Consider the following 17,753-nt stretch of genomic DNA (forward strand, 5'->3'; position numbering starts at 1 on the left):
CTCGGAACAAATGGTTTCGTAACAGTTTGACGGCCATGCGAAGTGGTTCGCTTTTGAACCGCTTCTCATTGCCGTCCAATCAAGCGGAGCGCGATAGGCTTTTGGACGAAAAAGAACAGTATTTCCGTGTCCACTTTCTTGACAGAAGACCAAAAGTTGATCAATGGTATCTTACAGATATTCGTATAATTCATTCCATTCTCTATTTTTTCCCGAACGATATTGCTATTGAAATGGCAAATACTCTTCTTTCGAGAATTTACAATTACAAAGATTTTCAGGATTCAAATCGACTTGTTACTACATTAAAGCTCAATCTTTCATTGCTGTTAATCAAGGAAAAGGACTTTAAAACTGCATTAAACGTATTGGAAGACATACTCAATAAACATAAAGTGGGAATGACTCAACAGAGTTTATCTGTTTTATTTATCCGTATTGCAATCTGCAGGAAAATGCTTCAATTAGGAAAAGAAGATGAGTATTTAGAGCAAGCCGCTCAGTTATTGAAAATTTATGATCAAGAGGAATTTCTTGAACAAGTAATGAAAGACTATAAGTATTATACAAATCTGCAATAGTAATCTTTGCCTCCTTGGAAAATCACTATCAATTTAAAAAGACAAAAGTATACAAATAGAAAAGGCAAGCGCAGGAGATGCGCTTGCCTTTTTGTGTATAGAGTTTTATCGTCGATTTTTTGGTGTTTATCGTTGATTTTTGAAGGTTTATCGTCGATTTTATTCCTTTTATCGTCGATTTTCATTTTATCAGCGTTTTTCTTTGGTTTATCAGCGATTCTTCACCGTTTATCGGCGATTTTTTCGTGTTTATCAGCGATTTTTCACGGTTTATCAGCGATTCTCCTAAATCCACTCACATACTCTATTTCTCAGAAAACACTTCCACCTTCTCAGCCACAGGCTTCCTCGCCACTCCCGTCTCGACTGCCGCCCGCGCAACAGCGGCGGCTACGGCCGGCGCGACACGGGAATCGAACGGTGCCGGTATGACATAGTCATCGTGAAGTTCATCTTCACTCAATAATCCTGCAATCGCACCAACAGCTGCAATCTTCATGGTTTCATTGATATCACTCGCCCGCACGTCAAGCGCCCCACGGAAAATCCCTGGAAAAGCGAGCACATTATTGACTTGATTGGGGAAATCGGAACGGCCGGTACCGACAACGCGCGCGCCAGCTTCTTTAGCCAGATGCGGCAGAATCTCAGGATTCGGATTGGCCATCGCGAAAATGATCGGCTCGTCATTCATTGACCGGATCATGTCCTGCGACAGCGCCCCTTCAGCCGATACACCGATAAAGACATCTGCTCCCTGGATCACATCTGCCAGCTGGCCATCCTCTTTATTGAAATTGGTGATCTCCGCAACCAGCGCCTTATACGGATTCATGCCGTTCGGGCGACCTTCGTAAATCGCGCCTTTAGTATCACACATGATGATATCCGAAAAACCGTAGCCACTCAGCAGCTTCACCACCGCGATTCCGGCGGCACCTGCCCCGTTGACGACCACTTTCGTTTCATCCACGGTACGCCCCGTTAGTTTCAGCGCATTGATCAAACCGGCCAGCGTGACAATCGCCGTGCCGTGCTGATCGTCGTGGAACACCGGAATGTCCATTTCCTGACGCAGCCGTTCTTCGACAATAAAACACTCGGGAGCTTTGATGTCTTCCAGGTTCACGCCGCCAAATCCTGGCTCCAGCAATTTCACTGTCCGAATAATTTCTTCCGGATCCTCCGTCTTCAAAGCGATGGGAAACGCATCCACACCGGCAAAACTCTTCAGCAGCGCCGCTTTCCCTTCCATGACCGGCATCGAAGCATCCGGTCCGATATTGCCAAGGCCAAGCACCGCCGTGCCATTCGTCAGCACAGCGACCGTATTGCCTTTCATCGTGTAATCGTAAGCTGTCGCTTTATCCCGTTCAATCTCCTTACACGGTTCCGCGACGCCGGGAGAGTAAGCCAAACTCAAATCATACTCGTTCCGCAAAGCGACTTTTGAAACAATCTCCAGTTTCCCTTGATGGTCCCGGTGCATTTGCAGCGCTTCCTGCTTCAGTTTCGTCATCGCTTCCACTCCCTCTTCCATAATTGTTCATTATAAAGAAATAAGGAAGGATTAGAAGTGTTTCAACTTAAATTAAAGAATATTCAGACTTTTGTATGAGAAAAAATTGAATCGAATACCGAGATGTCGACTTCTTTCACTTTATTCAAAATAAAAAAGGCTCAGGATTAAGTTCATCCTGAGCCCTCTTCTCGTTATACGATTAGAGGATCGTATAAAGAACCGTATTTGCTAAAGTAATCAGCGTTATTAGAATCGTATTCAGGAATGCCCCTACATAGACATTTCCAGTTTTTCTGAAAAAGTAACGATTGTAAACTGCTGCTACCAAAAGGATCGGCACAAGCCCGATTACAATAATCGATGATAATGACTCTGCAGGATAGCCGCCTGTCCCTGTAATGAACAATAAGCCATAATGATAGATCAGATACAGGATCAGTCCACCGATAAAGTGGAGAATGGATATGCCGTATCCTTTCCATCCATCATAAAAACTGCTGGCTGTATTGACATTGACTGAGATACCCACGATGAAAAAGTAGATGAAGAATAATGGTGCATAGCGTAAAAGTGCCCATAAATGCTGTTCTTCAAATGTTTTTACTGCTACTGTCCATAGACGGAAATCGACTTGGAAAATTGCATCCACTAAATAGAGGACCGCATAGCCGATAACGACAGCAAGGACAGCGGTAACAAAAGCCGAGATGATCGTTTTGATGTTAGCACGCAATCCATAATTCGCAAAACGTGCTCCTTCCGCTTTTTTCGAAACAAAGTGATAACCAACCAAAATTATCAACGTCACGATCGCAACATTGATCGCCCAGAAGAGAATCGGATTGACAGTAGCTCCGCCAAACCATTCTGTAGTCGCAAAGAATCGCTCCTGCTGACGGAGGAAAATATATTGTACGATGCTTAGGCCAAGAATTAACCCGGAGCCCATTTTTACTGACTTGGCGGAATTTTTTACAAAGCTGAACAATAAAATCAGGGCAGACAATGCAATGGTGATCATGCTGATCTGACGCAGCAAGGTCATCCCTGTTTCATTGGCGCTGTATAATGCCGTAAAGAATAGAGCCGGATAAAGAGCTCCCACAATAAGCAGTATATAACCAGCTAGTTTCGCACCATCTGATTTCGGTGCAGAAAGCGCTGCCGGACGCTCTGTGTAAACCCAATTGAAGAATGGCAGTTTCGTCAATAAGCTGATAACCGGAATGAACAGGAGGAAGAAGCCTATTAAAGCCACAAATGAAAACCATTCTTTCCACATCCACGTTTGTCCATCTTCTCCGATTGCCACTAAATTACCGTAATCCGAAAAAGCTGTATCATAGAAATCGATTGCATATTCAGTAGATTGCTGTGAAAAATGATTCCATGGATGTGTTTCGTTAGGCTGGTAAATAATTCGTTGGCCGCCGTCCACTTCATAGAATTCCCCAGCTTGCGCTGATTCAAGTCCGCCTAAAAACCCAAGGCCTTCAGCTGTGCTGACGTAGTCTTTCTTGACGACAGACTGGCCTGCCGCAGCTGCTTCTGCATTAAAGAAAAATTCATCATAAACGCCTGCAATTTTTCCTGATGGACGCGGACCATAGGAAGCATTGATTTGTTCGTCCGTGTAACCAAGTGTTTTCACCCACTGATAATCAGAACCCATCGTCAAGGAACTTTGAATTTTGCGGATACCTGATTCCTGGAAATCAACTTCATCCAACATCACTGCGTGCGTTGAAGAGAAGCCTCCCATGGAGTGTCCGGAAACAGCAATAATCCCATTTCCTTCATCATCTTTCAAAACATAATCCTGTTCATACATGTACTGTACCGCATCGTACATAGCTTGCGGCCAGAAAGAGAAGAACGGAATCGGCTTCTCCATCGTTCCGGTTGAATGTCCATGATCATACATATCCAAAGCCAGGACTACATAACCCCGCTTGGACATTTCGATGGCTTGAGCATCCTGCATTTCACCTGAGTTCAAATAACCGTGCGTGGCGATGATTGTCGGTCTTGCCTCTTCGTCTGCCCCTTCTGGTTTATAAAGTAAACCCGACAGCTCTCCCCGCTCAGTGTCAAAATAAATACGGGACACATCTACATCCCCGCCGGCGCTGTTAAAGCTGGCAGCAACTGCACTGCCGATACCAATAAGCAATAATGCAACTATCAATAAAATCAATGGCCTTTTCAAATTCTTCATGATTATCCTCCTTGTTATGTAAATCTCTTTATTTATTGACTCCTTACGATTTCCGGATTTTTTCCCCCTTTTTATGTATGCCGTTAGCTCAAAAACATAAAAAGACACATCAAATACCTTTGGGGCATGCCCAAAGTAATTAATGTGTCTCCAAATCTCCTCACGAGCTATTAACATATGCCCAGTATAATTTTATATGAAAGCGTTGTCAATTTAATTTTGCTAAGTTTACTAATTATTTTTACTTCTTATCCAGCAGCTCTAAACTTGTCTGCCTTCATAGATTGAGATATTTCTAACGAAGGGGTCTAGATTATCGTAAATGGCAAATAAAAAACGCAACACCTGAAGAATTTTACTCTTCAGACATTACGAGTTTATTTTAATCACTGCAGTTCTTCTTTCGCTGAAACCTTGCCCAACTATCGTTCTCTTCTAATTCTTAACCCGCATCATGAACAAATAGCCGATCACCGCAAGCAGACAGGCTTTATCTTCTTCTGGTATTTCATTGGTCAGTTTCACAATATGATTATGCGAATCCTGGAATAAATCTGTGTGCTCGTGCGGGAAAATTCCGTTGTAAAAATAAGCCCATTGCCGCTCTTCCTCATCGTTCCAGCTGAAATTGCCGGAGAAACCTGACGCTTTTATTGGCAAAATCAACTCGCCCTGAGCATTGAATAGTTCGCCTCGGATATGAATAAGTGCTTTCAGTTCTTCCTGTATGTATGTGCCGATTTTTCGCTGCTGTGCATCGAAAATGGTCAGCTCGACTTGCTTCAGCCATCCTTTTTTCTGGAACGTAACCAATCTTTCGCCGTTATGCGCAAAGAAACCGTAGGTCATCGGCAGCAATGTGAGGAACACGGAATGTGCGGAAAGCAGTGTACGCATCCACCAACTGAGGTCCACGGGTTTCACTTCGCCAATAAACTCTCCGCTTTTCTCGAACAGGAACAGCCTCGGAAGGAGTGCTACATCTTTTTTGACGACTATTTCATTTAGCTCCAAAAGCTGCTTCTGCGATTCCGGAATTTCGATATCTTTCACTTTGTTATACTGCTGGCGGCTGATGAACATGATCGAGAGAACGAAACCGATCGGAAACAGGAAGAACAGCAGCTCCCACCGTTCCCGCTCCGTCGCTGGCGGCTGAATAGCCACAAACCCGGCAGCAGCGGCCAAAGTGAACAAAAGAAACAGCCAACTGAATTTTTCCCTTCTTTTATACATTTCAGCTAACAGTGGGCATCTTCCTTTCTTCCAAACAAAAATCCTCTTTATTCAAGGGTACCATTGATTTCATGATACTGCTGTCAAATTTGGATAAAAATTACTTTAGTGAAATGAAACTTCTCTATGCCTTACTCCGTATTAAAGAAAAGGAATTTTTACACATTGGGAGATGGAAGGGTGCATTTATATGTTTGTTTTAGAAGTGGTTACAGTGCTGTTCGTTATGAATGCAGTACTTTTCATTCATGAAATTGGCCATGCAATACCAGTGCTTCTGCGCAATAAGAAAGCGAGAGTAGAAATCTATCTGGGTCCGAGAAATAAAGAACAGAAACTGGAGCTGCGTCTTGGGAGGCTGACATGTTATCTGACCATTGCCTTTTCAGGACTGTGTCGTGTCGCGAATTCGGATGAATTGCCATCCGCGACTTCTAAACAAAATCTCTTATTTAGTGCATGCGGGCCCATCGCTTCGTTAATTGTCTTTATTTTATTCTTGTATCTCTCTTCTATTATTCCAGGTATTCCCGGGAACATTTTTAACAGCGCAGCATTCATGAGTTTATCAGTATTTCTATTTACCGCTATTCCCATAACCTACCCTTCATTTATGAAAAACCTAGGCGGACACAAGTCTGATGGTTGGTATATTTTAAAGGATATCAAAGAAATAAAAAATTAGGCGAAAACAATTGCATAAAAAGCAAAAAGGACTTTCGCAATTTCCGGAAGTCCTTTTGCCATTCTGTAATCACTTATTCGAAAGCGACATTATGTTGTGCTAAATCCTGATTTGTCCACGTGATCGTTGTACCAGGTGCAACGGTAATCGTCTCTTCACTGAATTCATAATCAGCGATGTCCAATGCCACTTCCCCTGAATTTTCTGCTCCTTCTTCAACTATGACAGTCATTTTCATAACAGGATGTGGCTCACAAAAAATTGAAAACTCACCTGTCTGATTGAAAACGAAACTGGTGCTGTCCCCTTCCGACAGGAGTTCAGAGGCTTCTCCGCTCATGGCTTCAGGAACATCTGTTGCTGCAGGTGCCTCTTCTTCAGCTTTCTCTTCTTCAGCTTCCTCAGTTTCTTCAACAGCATCTGTATCTTCTTCGTTCGCTGCTTCTTCTGTATTCTCTTCCTGCTCTGCAACCGGCGTCTCTTCAGCAACATCATTTTGCTCTTCGCTTGCCTGATTGCCATCATTTCCGCAAGCCGACAAAATCAAAGCGCCACCCGCTAACAGTAATCCCAACTTTTTATTCATGATTAGTATGCCTCCTTTTCGTTCTTTTCATCTAAACGTTGAAAGAAGAAATTTAGATCATATTCCATGAATATCCGTAAAATTACTGACACTTATCAAACAATGTTTTTGACTGAAAATAAAAAAGGCAAGATAAAGGATGAACTGACCAGGCAATTTCGCCTGATCACCTACACGACCTGCTTAACATACCTTTCCACCTTCACACCGGAAACATAGCTGTGCAAAATCATTCCCAGGATCACAACGATGATGCCGAGCCACGACATCGGTGACGGGAACAAGATGGACAGAAACAGCAGCTCACCCGCTAAGGCGAACAGAACTTCCATCGACTGCGTGGCTTCGACGGCTGCGAGTTTCGGCATGCTGCCCCTTACCATATCGGTCGCCATGAAGAATAGGACCGTGGCGATGACGCCAGAGAAAATGGCCACCAATAGCGATTGGAAAGCCTGGCTGCCGCTTGGCATGCCGACGGTGAAAATGCCGAATGCTGAAAGCAGGAACCAGAGAGGCAGACTGGCGATCGTCATGCCGAGCACCCGTTGGTACGCGTCCAGCCGTCCTTCACACACTTCCATCATTTTTCGGTTGCCGAGCGGATAGGCGAATGACGCGATGAGAATCGGAACGATTCCGTACAGGACGTTTTCCAATGACAATTGCTTGGCGTGCTCCATTTGCATTAGCGCAACGCCGAGCAGGATGATGAGCGACATGAGCAGCCCTTTGACCGGAATCTTCCCTCTTACTTTCCGTGTGCCGTCCGGTGTATGTATGGTTGTGAAAAATAATGGCGCGAGCAAGGCGCCGGAAACAATCGTGATCTGCCACGTTCCCGCAATCAGCCAGCCTGGTGAATAGGCCGCGGTAAAACAGAGAGGCGCATAGAACAAGCCGAATCCGACAAAGCTCCACAACAGCCATTTACCCGGCTGCTTTTTCATTTCACTGAAGACCGGCCGCAAATTTTTCCGCATGAGCACGATGGCGACCAAAAACGGCACCATGAAAAAATAGCGGAGCGATGCACTCCAGATCCAACTGCCTCCGGTGGCTTCCATCGACGCATTCAGGACAAATGTAAATGCGAAAAAGAAAGCTGAAAAGACTCCGATGATGATTGGCCGCAAGTGACTCCCTCCCGTTCCCATCTGTAAATCGCCAAGATGTTCTTTCTATAGTAATAGAACTTCCGATTTTATTCCATAACCGAATTTCCACTGATTTTAAAGTCGAATCCAGCACGCGTAAAAGTGTAGCTGGCGCTTTTGCCTTCGCCGCCGATCACCAAATCATAGGCATAGTATCTGCGCTTGAATTCCAGGATTTCCAAGTCTGCGACTCCGTCGGGACGCGAATTGACGCCATATAAACCCATCGCGTAGGCAGACTCTTTCACAGCAATTTCTTCCGCTTTTGCACGCAATTCGCTCTCGTCAAGATCCAACTCGGCCAACTCAAACAACTGCTCGACTTTCTCAAGACCCGCCGCTTTCAAATACTGCTCCGAATAAAAATGGGAAGCAAACATTTGGTAAGCGAAAAACAATGATATCAACAGGATTGCTGCGGATTGGATCGGAAATTCATACCGGCTTTCTGAAATGATGCAATCCAGTTTGAGCGCTGCCCAGATTGCACCGATAATTGCCACGATGAAAACGAAGGAGCCGGTAATGGAATGCAAAAATAGAAAGCTGACCAAATAACTGTATTTCATGAACAGGTAAAATATTGTACCGGCTCCCATCAGGATAAAAGCCGTCCTAATCGAATTCCTCAAAAAATCCTGCCTCCTTCCAGATAGAACAAAACGCCCGGCACGGACCGGGCGCTTCTTCTGCTGTTATCGGATTTCAGCTGAAAGAACAGCTTAATCTTCCATGCTATTCGCTTCTTCGGTATCCCTTACGTTCTTCTGCACAGTCACCACAGCGAACAAACTCAGCACAAACGAAATGCCGTAAAAGCCTTTTTCACTCAAATCGATGCTGCCTGCGTTGAACAAGCCGATCGCCATGAGCGCAATCGCCGAAATCAGCGCGAACCAGCTGATGCCGTAGTAGAGGTTCGTGACTTTCATTCCTTCGTCGCGGTCCCGGACAGCTTTTTGCAGCGATACCGCCGAGTAGAGCCCGAGAATCAGCAACACGATGTAGTAGCCTTTTTCGTTCAATTCCATGCCTGCATTATACAAACCGATCAAATATGACGAAACGCCGATCAGCAATGCTCCCCAGGCTGCCCCTTTGAACGCACCCGTCGGTTCACCCAGCCTCCGCTTCTCCGCCGGTTTCTTCACGAACACATCTTCTTCTCTTTCCCCCAACATATATCCAGCCCCTGTCTTTTCATAATGCATATCTTTATTCTAATAAAATTCATTATTACGATTATTCTACCATATGGATATGCCTTTAGAACGGCTGCGGAAAGGAAAATTTTTGCAAGCGGGAATACGGCGATTTCTGAACGTTTACCCTCACACTTACCGGGAATATGAATAAAAAACGCCAGAAAGGAGCGATTCAGATGAGCGATCATAAATCATCCGAACACAATAAAAACGTCGATAAAATGAAGGAACTCCTGGACGAAAAGAATCAGGAAACTTCACAAAAACAGGATTTCGATCAGCAGGAGCAAAAGAATCAGTCGCTTAAAGATCGGGCACGGATTCCAGATGAAAACAATAAATTGACCAATGCAGATAATAACCGGAACCCTTAACTTCTAATTTAAAACAGCCATCAGATCCTATTGGGGTTTGCTGGCTGTTTTTATTGACATGGAAATCTAAAAAACCGCATCCGCCAAAAAGGCGGATGCGGTTCGGATCAGTTATTCCAGTTTTCGTTAGCTTCGAGTTCACGGTGAGTCTGCGGATAGCCGATTGAAACCCATTCCGCGCGGTAGGCTGAATCCAATTCGCTGAGGCCTCTTTCGGCTGGATCAACATCGGCATTTGCACTTTCTCTCAAGTCTGCATCGTCGCTGTTGCGCAAGTCATGATCTTCATATACCCAATACGTATTTTGACGTTTATTGTAAGTTTTAACTAGCATGAACAGGCTGGCTGCAGTTGCGCCGGCATAAATGATCAATTCCAATGTATCTTTTCTCATAAAATCTCCTCCTAAGCGGCAAATGGTGTTTCGGTGTTATCCTGTGTTTTCCCGTTTGGCGAAAATTTAATCTTGTCAAATGGATGACAAGTGTTTCAAATAAACCAATATGAAGTTATTTCGGCACATACGCATAGACTTTCTCATCCTCCGCCAGCTCCACCAGCATCTCGGATGGAACTTCCTGCTCTTTGGATTTTTGCTGGCTGATCCGCAGCGGAGCCACTTCTTTCAGGCTCTCCAGATTCCGGTATTTCAGCGCTTTTACACCGAAATTCAATTTCACTTTATAATTTTCTTCGATCTTCCCGACTTTATTTTCAATGATGCCGACAATGTGATTATTTTCGGCAATCACATCGTTCAGTGTATCGGACTTCACGGTCGTGTCCTCGTAGTTGCGCACGGTGGCCAGGTACGGCGCATAGCATTCTTCGATGAATTTGATGTTCAGCAGAACCAGCTCCTGCTTGCTGTTGAAGGCGTCGATCAGCTTACGGTAATCTTTTATAACCGCGGCTTCGCCCCATTTGCGGATCGTTTCATGCTCCTTCAAACGGTCGATGCTGTCCCCGATGCCTTTCAAATCTTTGTTCAACACCTTCAGATCCTGCAGCGCGTCCGTGTAGAAATCCTCAATCTTCTGATCCTCCACTCCGCCCAGCATGATGCCGTTGGTCCGGAAGCGTCCAATGATTTCGCTGAAATAAATAAAACGGGATTCGGTCCTGCCAAAAAAGTCGTTGTCGCGGTGCTGGATGAGCGTATCCAATTTCTCTCCCATATTCTTCAGCGAACTTTGGATCTCCATCAATTGCTGCTGGCCGACCACCGCCGTCAGCAGATTCGCGCTCGCCTGCACGACGAGCGCCGGATTGGCGTGCTTCACCAGCGTCGCCTGCTTGTAGATGCCTGCCGCGCCTTCTTTCTTCACTGCCGGCAGAAAACCTTTGCCGTCTGCTTTTTGAATCAGCGTCATGCTTTTGTCCTTCAAGCCCTTCACCACTTCCGGGCTGAATTCCACTTTATACGTCTGGCGGTCACGCACAATTGCCGCACCAGCCGACAGCGTCTTCAGGATATCGGCTTTCAGGATGCTCGGAATCTCGATTTTCCGGTATCCGCTTTTAACGTCCTCACCGTTTTCCACTTCCGATACGTGCGGCATGTATTCGGCGTACGGGTCCGGCTCGTCGTCGACAACAGGTTCCGCTTCAGGCTGCTGTTCCTCAACCGGCTCCGCAGACTTCCGGCTATTGAAATAAACCAGCAGCCCAACTCCCGCCATCGATAGGATCGCTGCTATTAAAAGTATGATTTCTAAAGTCATGTTCTCATCTCTTTCTATTAATGGTTTTAGATAACCATACCCGATTTTATAACATGGAAGCTCAAAATTAGAGCCCGACCTGACGGGATCCGCCAGGTCGGGCTCTTGCATTTTGCGATGTGGAATTTTATCGTCGATTTTTTGAGGTTTATCGTCGATTTTTCACCATTTATCGTCGATTCTCATTTTATCAGCGATTTTTGATGGTTTATCAGCGATTTTTATGAGTTTATCAGCGATTTTTCACCGTTTATCAGCGATTTTTTCCTGTTTATCAGCGATTTTTCACCATTTATCAGCGATTCTTAAAAAATCGGCAGAATCCGCTGCTTTATTAATAATCCATCAAGCGCTTCTTATACAAAACGAATGAAATAATCGTCACCACAACTGCCCAAATGGAAATAATTACAAGTGGCATATACAACTCCGCACCAGAAGCACCCAGTTCCATACTTGTCAGCAGTTCGCTCAACTGGCTGCTCGGCAAATAATTCAGCACAGCCAGGAACGGGTAGTCATCTTCAAATACCAACGCAAAAGGTCCCATCGTAAAGATGATCAACACCGGAAACACCGAAAGTGACGCTTCGATCAGCGATTTAGAATACAAGCCGCAAATCGTGCCGATCGCCGTATACAGCAAAATGGAAATACCCAGCGCAGCCACCAGCATGAAGCCATTCGATGTCTCATAGCCGAACAGGTAAGTCGAACCCGCCAGCACTACCGCGGAAATGATGAAGACAAGCGAGCTTTTGCCGATCAGCACATCCAGCATGGACGCCGGTGTCATCATCAGCGAACGCAAAGTGCTGCGCTCTTTCTCTTCCGCAATCAAACAAGCCTGGACGAAACTCGTGAGCATCGCCAGCGAAAAGTTTATGACAAACGCGTACATCGCGGCTTGTTCGCCGCCGTCCGAGCGGTAAATCAAAGCGAATAGCAGCGGAAACAGGATCATCACTGAAATTGCATAGTTTCTTGAAAATTCTTTATAGTCTTTGATTAAGATGGCTTGGATTCGTTTTAATGACACGTTCATACCAATTCACTCCCCGTTAATTTAATGAAAATATCGCCGAGACTCAGCTCGTTTGTGTACATGCGGTCGATCTGCCCAGTAGTTATCCAGTTGGCAATCGATGCCGCAGCGTCCTCATTCATAGCGAGGCGCTCGGTTTTTCCGGAAGTCAGTTCCACCGTCAGCGTGCCGTCGCGGTGCGTCTTTTTCAGTTCGGCGGGCGCACCGATTGCGCGGATTTCCCCTTTATGCAAGATGGCTACACGTTCACACAATGATTCAGCCTCAGTCATGTCATGCGTCGTCAAAAAGATCGTCGTCCCTTTTTCATTTAAATAGCGCAATCCTTTATGGATATGGGCGGTATTCACCGGGTCGAGCGCGGATGTCGGTTCATCCAAAAACAGCAGCTCCGGCTCATGGATGATGGCGCAAGCCAAAGTGACGCGCTGGCGCATCCCTTTCGACAAAACGCTGACACGTTTCTTGCGGTCCGCATTCAAATTAACGAAATTAAGCACTTTATCAATGGATGATTTCGGTAAATCGTACAGCCGGCGAAACACGTCAAGGTTCTCTTCAATCGTCAATCGTTCATATAGTCCGCTGGTATCGGTCAGAATTCCGAAACGCTGTTTCTGTTCGGATTTCTGCATCAATATTGCCGGCTTTCCTAATACGGCTGCGCCCCCGCTCGTCGGATCGAGCTGAGCCGTCAAGATTTTCAACAGGGTCGTCTTGCCCGAACCGCTTGGTCCCAGAAAGCCGAAGATCTCTCCTTTCGGGATGTCGAATGAGACATCTTTTAATGCCTGGTTTGATGCAAATGCCTTTTGAATGTTTTGGACGGAAATGATATTCATGTGCGCCACTCCTTTTCGTTGTTAGCTTAAGCTTATAAAGAAAAAGGAATGGTGACCGCTGAATGGGGCTAAAATGTACCATTTTACAGCCGAACTGTACCCTAAACGCGCCAATCCGACCGATTATTTCCCGGGAAATTAGATGTTCAGCAGCTTTTTCATCTCCACAAGTTTGGTGCGCGACAACGGCACCACGGAATCCTGGCCAGTCGTCAAACGCAGGCTGTAGCTGTTTTTCGTCCATGTAATCAATTCACGCACTTTCTGCAGGTTGACGATATACGAACGGTGGCAGCGGAAAAAGCCGTAATGCTGCAGCCGCTGCTCCAGCTCTGCTAAAGTCAGCGCGCAACTGTACGTTTCGCCGCCGACATGTACCACAGCCAAGCTGTTGATGCTTTCGATATAATCGATTTCCGGCGGATTGAATAAAATAACTTTATCGTTCTTTTTCGTCGGGATTTTTTGAACCTTGAAATCGGCTTCCTCGACCTCTGCCTGTTCTTCTGGTTCATTGTCTGAATCGGCAATATCCAAATGATGCAGGCCGGCATCGTCCAAGCGGTAAATTTCATCGCAGCTGACGAGCGCATCTTCCAGATTGCCCGTAAGGATGATGATCCATTTTTCCGCCGACAGCTCCTGCACCAATCGCACAAACACTTGGCGCTCCTGCTCTTCAAGCTGGAAATACGGTTCCTCCAGCACGATCGTCAGCTGCTGCGCGAAAAAAATACGAAGCAATGACAAGTAAACACGCTTTGACGCAGTCAAATTCGAAATTTTCACTCTCTTCACATCTTCCAGCTGAAAACGCCGAAGCATTGAGCCCACTGACTCTATATGTCCGCTGACGTTTTTCAGAAAACGCAGCAATTCCTCCACTGTCAAACGGGTGTATTCGCCTTGATCGGCGAGTGATAAATATGTATCCGGCTGCTCGGCCAATTGGGTCAGCAGCATTTTCTTGCGCTGGACATTTGTCTGGATGCCGATGATTTTACTTGTCTGAAGTTCAAATTCCACTGTCGGCACTATTTTCTGGCCATTCACAATCACTGCCTGTATATTCATATCTGCCTCCCGCATACCGATAAATATAGAGTCTCTGTCATTTATTGTAACTCTTATTTGAATGAAAGAAATAGCCAAAAATAAAAAACCACGCCCTGAATGCAGATGCATCCGGCGTGGCAAGGTTTGCAGATTTTATTGTCATGACGCATTTAACTCGTGCGCTGCTGGAAAAGGGCATTGCCGTTCTTGATGAATCGCCAAACGGCTGCGATCAATAAGATCACGATGCCGGCAATCAGGAACCATTGAATAGTAGTCGCTAACTCGGGATCGACGCGCCCGCTGTTATACGAACCGTAGATGCCGAAGAACGCCCACGCCAATGGAAGCGGGTAGGCCGCATTTTTATACTTGGAGATATAGATCAGCACGAATGCGACGGCAATCGCCAAGATGATCAGCGTCCACACCGAATAGGAAATGCCGAAACCGCCCCAGTCCAGCTGCACCAACAGCAGCGACGTATTGACGACGGTCGCGATGGTCACCCATGCGCAGTAGAGCGTAAAACTGAGTCCTGCCAGTGTTGACGGAACTTCAAAACGATGCGTATAGATTTTCCCGATGATGAGGAGCAGCGAGAACAGCATGCCGATGATCAAAATCGTGGAAATGCCCAAGCGCTCATACGAGAAGGCCACGATCCAGCTCATATTGAACAGCGACAGCAGGATAAACCATGGTGAAATCAATAAAACCAGTTTGCTGATCCGCGCATCTTTCCGTTTGATGAACAGGTAGACCAAAGTGATCAGCATCAACGTGTAAATGACGCCCCAAATCGAAAACGTGAACGGCGCCGGCGAAATCAGCGTCATGTACTGGTCGGAGATGTCCGCCTGGCTCTGTCCGTTGAAAAATCCCGAAGATCCGAGGTAATTGACGCCAAGCGTCAGGAAATAAATCACCAGATTCACAATCGTGAAGATTTTCGTTTTCTTTAATGCGTTGTCATCCATTATGGATTCATCCTTTCCGTGGATCGTTGCCGTGCCATGTAACTTGCTCTTCTTTATGTCTTCCCGAATTGACCGGGAAGCGAAACGGGTTTTTGAGAAATAATGCCAAATCAAAACCGCCGAACGGAATCACTCCCGTCGGCGGTTTTGTCATTCGATTTTATTTCTCCAACGCAGTCTTGATATGCGCCAAATGATGTTCTTCGTGCCAGCACAGTTTCGCAAGCTTCGTCGCGACTGTAATCTCCCCGTTCACTTCATGGGTGAAGACGCGGTCCAGAAACTCTTCCGGCAGGCGCTGCCCCAGCGAAACGATCCTTTCGTTCAGCCCTTCGAGCATCCGGATCGAACTTTCGACCGGCAAATCATTGTCCGGAAGCGCCGCCCATTTTTCCTGGTCGAACGCGGGCACCGTCGGATTATCATCCGTCACCGCCAGCTTCAGGCGCTGATACATATTGAGCTGCGAATCCGCAATATGATGCACAAGCTGCCGCACCGTCCAACTGCCTTCCCGGTACTTCTTCTCCAATTGTTCGTCATCCAATCCGTCGACCGCTTCCCGCAGCCGCATCGAATAACTGCCGATTTTTTCGAGCCATTCCTGGATATGTTCAGCTTTCACGTCGTCAGGAACCTGCAATGGTCCAATAGGAAATTTCGCATCCATTTTTCCAACCTCTTTCCCTAATTCGTATTTGGCGACTCTCCTGTTCACGCTCAATATACCAATGCCGCCAGATTTTGTAAACTCGCAGTCCGAGCCCTTAGCTCCACTCCAAATAAAACCTTGTATGACGAAACCAAAACCATTCCTGCCCGTAGAATAAAACAACACGTTTTAAAGGAGCCGTTCAATATGAGAGTAAAAACAATTTATGCCTGGAGCGAAACAGGGATGGACCGCAAAGTGAACGAATTTTTGGAAAGCACGCCAGTAGAAGTCATCGACATCAAATTCGCCACGCCGATTTTCTTCTTCAGCGCGATGATCATGTACAAGCCGACTGATTCCAACAAGAGCATTTCATTTTGATTTTCAGAAATAAGACCCGCCGATCCGGCAGGTCCTATTTTTTTCAACATATTCACTTACGATCAAAGCGTCTCATCCAATTTCTTAATTTCAGAACGGGCAATCAAATAGACATCACCTAAAATGTCGAGATGATCTCCCTTTACCCGCAGTGCGCAATCTTTATTCGACGCGTAGACAGGCAGTTCTTCCGATAAAAGAGCCAGTTCGCTTCGGACCATTTCCATATTATTTTCAAGATCGAAATGGGACAGGACCGAGAAATTGCCTAACCCGATTCCTTCATATAAATTGCTTTCCTCGACATCATAGCCAAAGTTTCGCGAGCACAGCCACTTCGCCGACATATTGATCGCACCGGCGCTCGCCCCTAATACGACGGCATCGCTTTGCCGGATTGCGTCCGCCAAGCCATATTCCTTTATAAAGGCATTCTGCTCAACCGTATCACCGCCCAGCAGGAAAATGGCGGAAGCGTTTTGAATCAGCGATTGGGCGTGTTCTTTTTGGACGCGATAATTAATCAGGTGATATTCATCAAATTTAATGTCGGCGTGATTGAGCCACGAGCGCTCCGTAGTTCCAATGTTATCATCAGCTGCCGGCATCGAACTGATCATCACCAGCGATTTTCGTTCCATTATATCTTCCTTCAACGATTTCTCCAGTTTCACCGGAAAGTATTCGGTGAACCAGCCTAAATAATAATGAATCTTCATGTCTGCCTCCTGCAAATCACATTATTCCGCTTCTTTACCTAACTTTAAACCTGTTTTTAATCTTCCTGCTCAGAAAACTCTGCGTTTTGCGGCTGTTTCTCAACTTTTTCTTCGAAATAAAGTCACGCAAGCCTTCTTTTATGGAACTCATCGTGCACGCGGCGGTTCTATGAGCAGGTTTGGCGGTTCTATGATCACTTATTGGATTCTATGATCACTTATAGGATTCTATGATCACTTATTCGATTCTATGATCACTCAGGAGATTCTATGATCATTCAGACGATTCTATGATCACTCAGCACCCAGCACCTCAAAATCACGCCGCCACTCGTATTTAATATCCGGCAAATTCTCTTCATTCTCATATCCCCGTCCGACTTCGACGAAACCGTGCTTCTCGTAAAAGCGTTGCGCGTTTTTATTCGTTTCAAAGGTATACAGGAACAGGCTGCCGCCCGAATGCTCCTTGGCCAGCTTCAATAATGCCGCTTCAATCCCTTTTCCTTGCTGGTCATTGGCTACATAGAGCTGATTGAGCTCCTCCGCGTTGAAGACGGTGATGCCGACGACGAGGCCGTTTTCGAGTGCCAGATAAATTTCGTAATCCTGCGGAAGAATATGATTCAAGAAATGGATGTGGCTGTCGAAAGGATGGATTTCTTTTTGCCCGATCGCCTCTTCTTTGCTGTCCCGCCACATCGCCACCGCTTCCTCGGCGTATGAAGATTCATAACGACATATTTGAAAATCCGCCATTTCCCTTCCCTCCTCTGCCTGATGGAT

Annotated in this window: 21 protein-coding genes; 4 read left to right on the plus strand and 17 right to left on the minus strand. The window is 45.9% G+C overall.

The genetic code is table 11. The annotated features are described in order from the left end of the window. On the plus strand, nucleotides 1-581 hold a 581-nt coding region (locus CXF70_RS13320), incomplete at its 5' end, for an Rgg family transcriptional regulator (protein WP_233208642.1). A 304-nt stretch (nucleotides 582-885) separates the two neighbouring features. Here the strand turns inward: CXF70_RS13320 and ystJ are convergent. The 3 genes from ystJ to CXF70_RS13340 all read right to left on the minus strand — a co-directional run bounded on the left by ystJ (nucleotide 886) and on the right by CXF70_RS13340 (nucleotide 5,518). Next, on the minus strand, nucleotides 886-2,100 hold the full coding sequence (gene ystJ / locus CXF70_RS13330; protein WP_101803084.1) for an NADP-dependent malic enzyme: 1,215 nt from the start codon (nucleotides 2,098-2,100) through the stop codon (nucleotides 886-888). A 202-nt stretch (nucleotides 2,101-2,302) separates the two neighbouring features. Next, nucleotides 2,303-4,321 carry an alpha/beta fold hydrolase gene (locus CXF70_RS13335; RefSeq protein ID WP_101803085.1) on the minus strand — a complete coding sequence of 673 codons (2,019 nt, stop codon included), beginning with the start codon at nucleotides 4,319-4,321 and terminating at the stop codon, nucleotides 2,303-2,305. A gap of 435 nt (nucleotides 4,322-4,756) precedes the next feature. Next, nucleotides 4,757-5,518, minus strand: coding sequence for a hypothetical protein (locus CXF70_RS13340; protein WP_145990732.1), 762 nt, complete (start codon nucleotides 5,516-5,518; stop codon nucleotides 4,757-4,759). A gap of 229 nt (nucleotides 5,519-5,747) precedes the next feature. Here CXF70_RS13340 and CXF70_RS13345 point away from each other — a divergent pair, with 229 nt between their 5' ends. After that, on the plus strand, nucleotides 5,748-6,242 hold the full coding sequence (locus CXF70_RS13345; RefSeq protein ID WP_101803087.1) for a site-2 protease family protein: 495 nt from the start codon (nucleotides 5,748-5,750) through the stop codon (nucleotides 6,240-6,242). 73 nt (nucleotides 6,243-6,315) lie between these two features. On the opposite strand, the gene CXF70_RS13350 is transcribed toward CXF70_RS13345, so the two are convergent. From CXF70_RS13350 to yiaA, 4 genes are all read right to left on the minus strand, one after another. Further along, nucleotides 6,316-6,828, minus strand: coding sequence for a plastocyanin/azurin family copper-binding protein (locus CXF70_RS13350; RefSeq protein WP_101803088.1), 513 nt, complete (start codon nucleotides 6,826-6,828; stop codon nucleotides 6,316-6,318). Nucleotides 6,829-6,998: 170 nt separating this feature from the next. Beyond that, on the minus strand, nucleotides 6,999-7,964 hold the full coding sequence (locus tag CXF70_RS13355) for a DMT family transporter (protein ID WP_101803089.1): 966 nt from the start codon (nucleotides 7,962-7,964) through the stop codon (nucleotides 6,999-7,001). 68 nt (nucleotides 7,965-8,032) lie between these two features. Continuing rightward, nucleotides 8,033-8,617 carry a hypothetical protein gene (locus CXF70_RS13360; RefSeq protein ID WP_101803090.1) on the minus strand — a complete coding sequence of 195 codons (585 nt, stop codon included), beginning with the start codon at nucleotides 8,615-8,617 and terminating at the stop codon, nucleotides 8,033-8,035. Nucleotides 8,618-8,707: 90 nt separating this feature from the next. Beyond that, entirely contained in the window at nucleotides 8,708-9,166 is a 459-nt protein-coding gene (yiaA, locus tag CXF70_RS13365; RefSeq protein WP_084242828.1) for an inner membrane protein YiaA, read from the minus strand. Nucleotides 9,167-9,366: 200 nt separating this feature from the next. Here yiaA and CXF70_RS13370 point away from each other — a divergent pair, with 200 nt between their 5' ends. Beyond that, on the plus strand, nucleotides 9,367-9,564 hold the full coding sequence (locus tag CXF70_RS13370) for a hypothetical protein (RefSeq protein WP_101803091.1): 198 nt from the start codon (nucleotides 9,367-9,369) through the stop codon (nucleotides 9,562-9,564). Nucleotides 9,565-9,671: 107 nt separating this feature from the next. On the opposite strand, the gene CXF70_RS13375 is transcribed toward CXF70_RS13370, so the two are convergent. The 8 genes from CXF70_RS13375 to CXF70_RS13405 form a co-directional block, all read right to left on the minus strand. Beyond that, a complete protein-coding gene (locus CXF70_RS13375; protein ID WP_084242830.1) occupies nucleotides 9,672-9,959 on the minus strand; it encodes a hypothetical protein in 288 nt (95 codons plus the stop codon). A gap of 115 nt (nucleotides 9,960-10,074) precedes the next feature. Then, nucleotides 10,075-11,289 carry a DUF1572 domain-containing protein gene (locus CXF70_RS13380; protein ID WP_101803092.1) on the minus strand — a complete coding sequence of 405 codons (1,215 nt, stop codon included), beginning with the start codon at nucleotides 11,287-11,289 and terminating at the stop codon, nucleotides 10,075-10,077. A 334-nt stretch (nucleotides 11,290-11,623) separates the two neighbouring features. Next, the gene (locus CXF70_RS13385) at nucleotides 11,624-12,334 is read right to left on the minus strand and encodes an ABC transporter permease (RefSeq protein ID WP_101803093.1); all 711 of its coding nucleotides are present in this window, start codon (nucleotides 12,332-12,334) and stop codon (nucleotides 11,624-11,626) included. After that, nucleotides 12,331-13,176, minus strand: a complete 846-nt coding sequence (locus CXF70_RS13390) for an ABC transporter ATP-binding protein (protein ID WP_101803094.1) — start codon at nucleotides 13,174-13,176, stop codon at nucleotides 12,331-12,333. The genes CXF70_RS13385 and CXF70_RS13390 overlap by 4 nt, the downstream gene beginning before the upstream one ends. 138 nt (nucleotides 13,177-13,314) lie before the next feature. Then, the gene (locus CXF70_RS13395; protein WP_101803095.1) at nucleotides 13,315-14,250 is read right to left on the minus strand and encodes a LytTR family transcriptional regulator DNA-binding domain-containing protein; all 936 of its coding nucleotides are present in this window, start codon (nucleotides 14,248-14,250) and stop codon (nucleotides 13,315-13,317) included. A gap of 152 nt (nucleotides 14,251-14,402) precedes the next feature. Next, a complete protein-coding gene (locus tag CXF70_RS13400) occupies nucleotides 14,403-15,212 on the minus strand; it encodes a TspO/MBR family protein (protein ID WP_101803096.1) in 810 nt (269 codons plus the stop codon). A gap of 7 nt (nucleotides 15,213-15,219) precedes the next feature. Next, nucleotides 15,220-15,366, minus strand: a complete 147-nt coding sequence (locus tag CXF70_RS18225; protein WP_158241199.1) for a hypothetical protein — start codon at nucleotides 15,364-15,366, stop codon at nucleotides 15,220-15,222. 6 nt (nucleotides 15,367-15,372) lie between these two features. After that, a complete protein-coding gene (locus tag CXF70_RS13405; RefSeq protein ID WP_101803097.1) occupies nucleotides 15,373-15,882 on the minus strand; it encodes a YfiT family bacillithiol transferase in 510 nt (169 codons plus the stop codon). Nucleotides 15,883-16,071: 189 nt separating this feature from the next. On the opposite strand from CXF70_RS13405, the gene CXF70_RS18390 reads away from it, so the two are divergent. Further along, nucleotides 16,072-16,248, plus strand: a complete 177-nt coding sequence (locus CXF70_RS18390; RefSeq protein ID WP_199172838.1) for a hypothetical protein — start codon at nucleotides 16,072-16,074, stop codon at nucleotides 16,246-16,248. Between the two features lie 62 nt (nucleotides 16,249-16,310). Here CXF70_RS18390 and CXF70_RS13410 read toward each other — a convergent pair whose 3' ends face one another. Together CXF70_RS13410 and CXF70_RS13415 are read right to left on the minus strand one after the other, a co-directional pair. Beyond that, on the minus strand, nucleotides 16,311-16,967 hold the full coding sequence (locus CXF70_RS13410) for a Type 1 glutamine amidotransferase-like domain-containing protein (protein WP_199172839.1): 657 nt from the start codon (nucleotides 16,965-16,967) through the stop codon (nucleotides 16,311-16,313). Between the two features lie 294 nt (nucleotides 16,968-17,261). Continuing rightward, nucleotides 17,262-17,726, minus strand: coding sequence for a GNAT family N-acetyltransferase (locus CXF70_RS13415; protein ID WP_101803099.1), 465 nt, complete (start codon nucleotides 17,724-17,726; stop codon nucleotides 17,262-17,264). Between the last annotated feature and the right edge of the window lie 27 nt (nucleotides 17,727-17,753).

It is taken from the genome of Planomicrobium sp. MB-3u-38, from assembly GCF_002836425.1.
GTDB classification, from domain to species: Bacteria; Bacillota; Bacilli; order Bacillales_A; family Planococcaceae; genus Planococcus; species Planococcus okeanokoites.

Bases quoted from the DNA above. Each gene is read 5' to 3' on its own strand.
- CXF70_RS13415 (WP_101803099.1), bottom strand. From the start codon at position 17,726: ATGGCGGATTTTCAAATATGTCGTTATGAATCTTCATACGCCGAGGAA.
- CXF70_RS13385 (WP_101803093.1), bottom strand. From the start codon at position 12,334: ATGAACGTGTCATTAAAACGAATCCAAGCCATCTTAATCAAAGACTAT.
- CXF70_RS13345 (WP_101803087.1), top strand. From the start codon at position 5,748: ATGTTTGTTTTAGAAGTGGTTACAGTGCTGTTCGTTATGAATGCAGTA.
- CXF70_RS18390 (WP_199172838.1), top strand. From the start codon at position 16,072: ATGAGAGTAAAAACAATTTATGCCTGGAGCGAAACAGGGATGGACCGC.
- CXF70_RS13390 (WP_101803094.1), bottom strand. From the start codon at position 13,176: ATGAATATCATTTCCGTCCAAAACATTCAAAAGGCATTTGCATCAAAC.
- CXF70_RS13380 (WP_101803092.1), bottom strand. From the start codon at position 11,289: ATGACTTTAGAAATCATACTTTTAATAGCAGCGATCCTATCGATGGCG.
- CXF70_RS13350 (WP_101803088.1), bottom strand. From the start codon at position 6,828: ATGAATAAAAAGTTGGGATTACTGTTAGCGGGTGGCGCTTTGATTTTG.
- CXF70_RS13395 (WP_101803095.1), bottom strand. From the start codon at position 14,250: ATGAATATACAGGCAGTGATTGTGAATGGCCAGAAAATAGTGCCGACA.
- yiaA (WP_084242828.1), bottom strand. From the start codon at position 9,166: ATGTTGGGGGAAAGAGAAGAAGATGTGTTCGTGAAGAAACCGGCGGAG.
- ystJ (WP_101803084.1), bottom strand. From the start codon at position 2,100: ATGACGAAACTGAAGCAGGAAGCGCTGCAAATGCACCGGGACCATCAA.
- CXF70_RS13370 (WP_101803091.1), top strand. From the start codon at position 9,367: ATGAGCGATCATAAATCATCCGAACACAATAAAAACGTCGATAAAATG.
- CXF70_RS13405 (WP_101803097.1), bottom strand. From the start codon at position 15,882: ATGGATGCGAAATTTCCTATTGGACCATTGCAGGTTCCTGACGACGTG.
- CXF70_RS13410 (WP_199172839.1), bottom strand. From the start codon at position 16,967: ATGAAGATTCATTATTATTTAGGCTGGTTCACCGAATACTTTCCGGTG.
- CXF70_RS18225 (WP_158241199.1), bottom strand. From the start codon at position 15,366: ATGACAAAACCGCCGACGGGAGTGATTCCGTTCGGCGGTTTTGATTTG.
- CXF70_RS13375 (WP_084242830.1), bottom strand. From the start codon at position 9,959: ATGAGAAAAGATACATTGGAATTGATCATTTATGCCGGCGCAACTGCA.
- CXF70_RS13335 (WP_101803085.1), bottom strand. From the start codon at position 4,321: ATGAAGAATTTGAAAAGGCCATTGATTTTATTGATAGTTGCATTATTG.
- CXF70_RS13400 (WP_101803096.1), bottom strand. From the start codon at position 15,212: ATGGATGACAACGCATTAAAGAAAACGAAAATCTTCACGATTGTGAAT.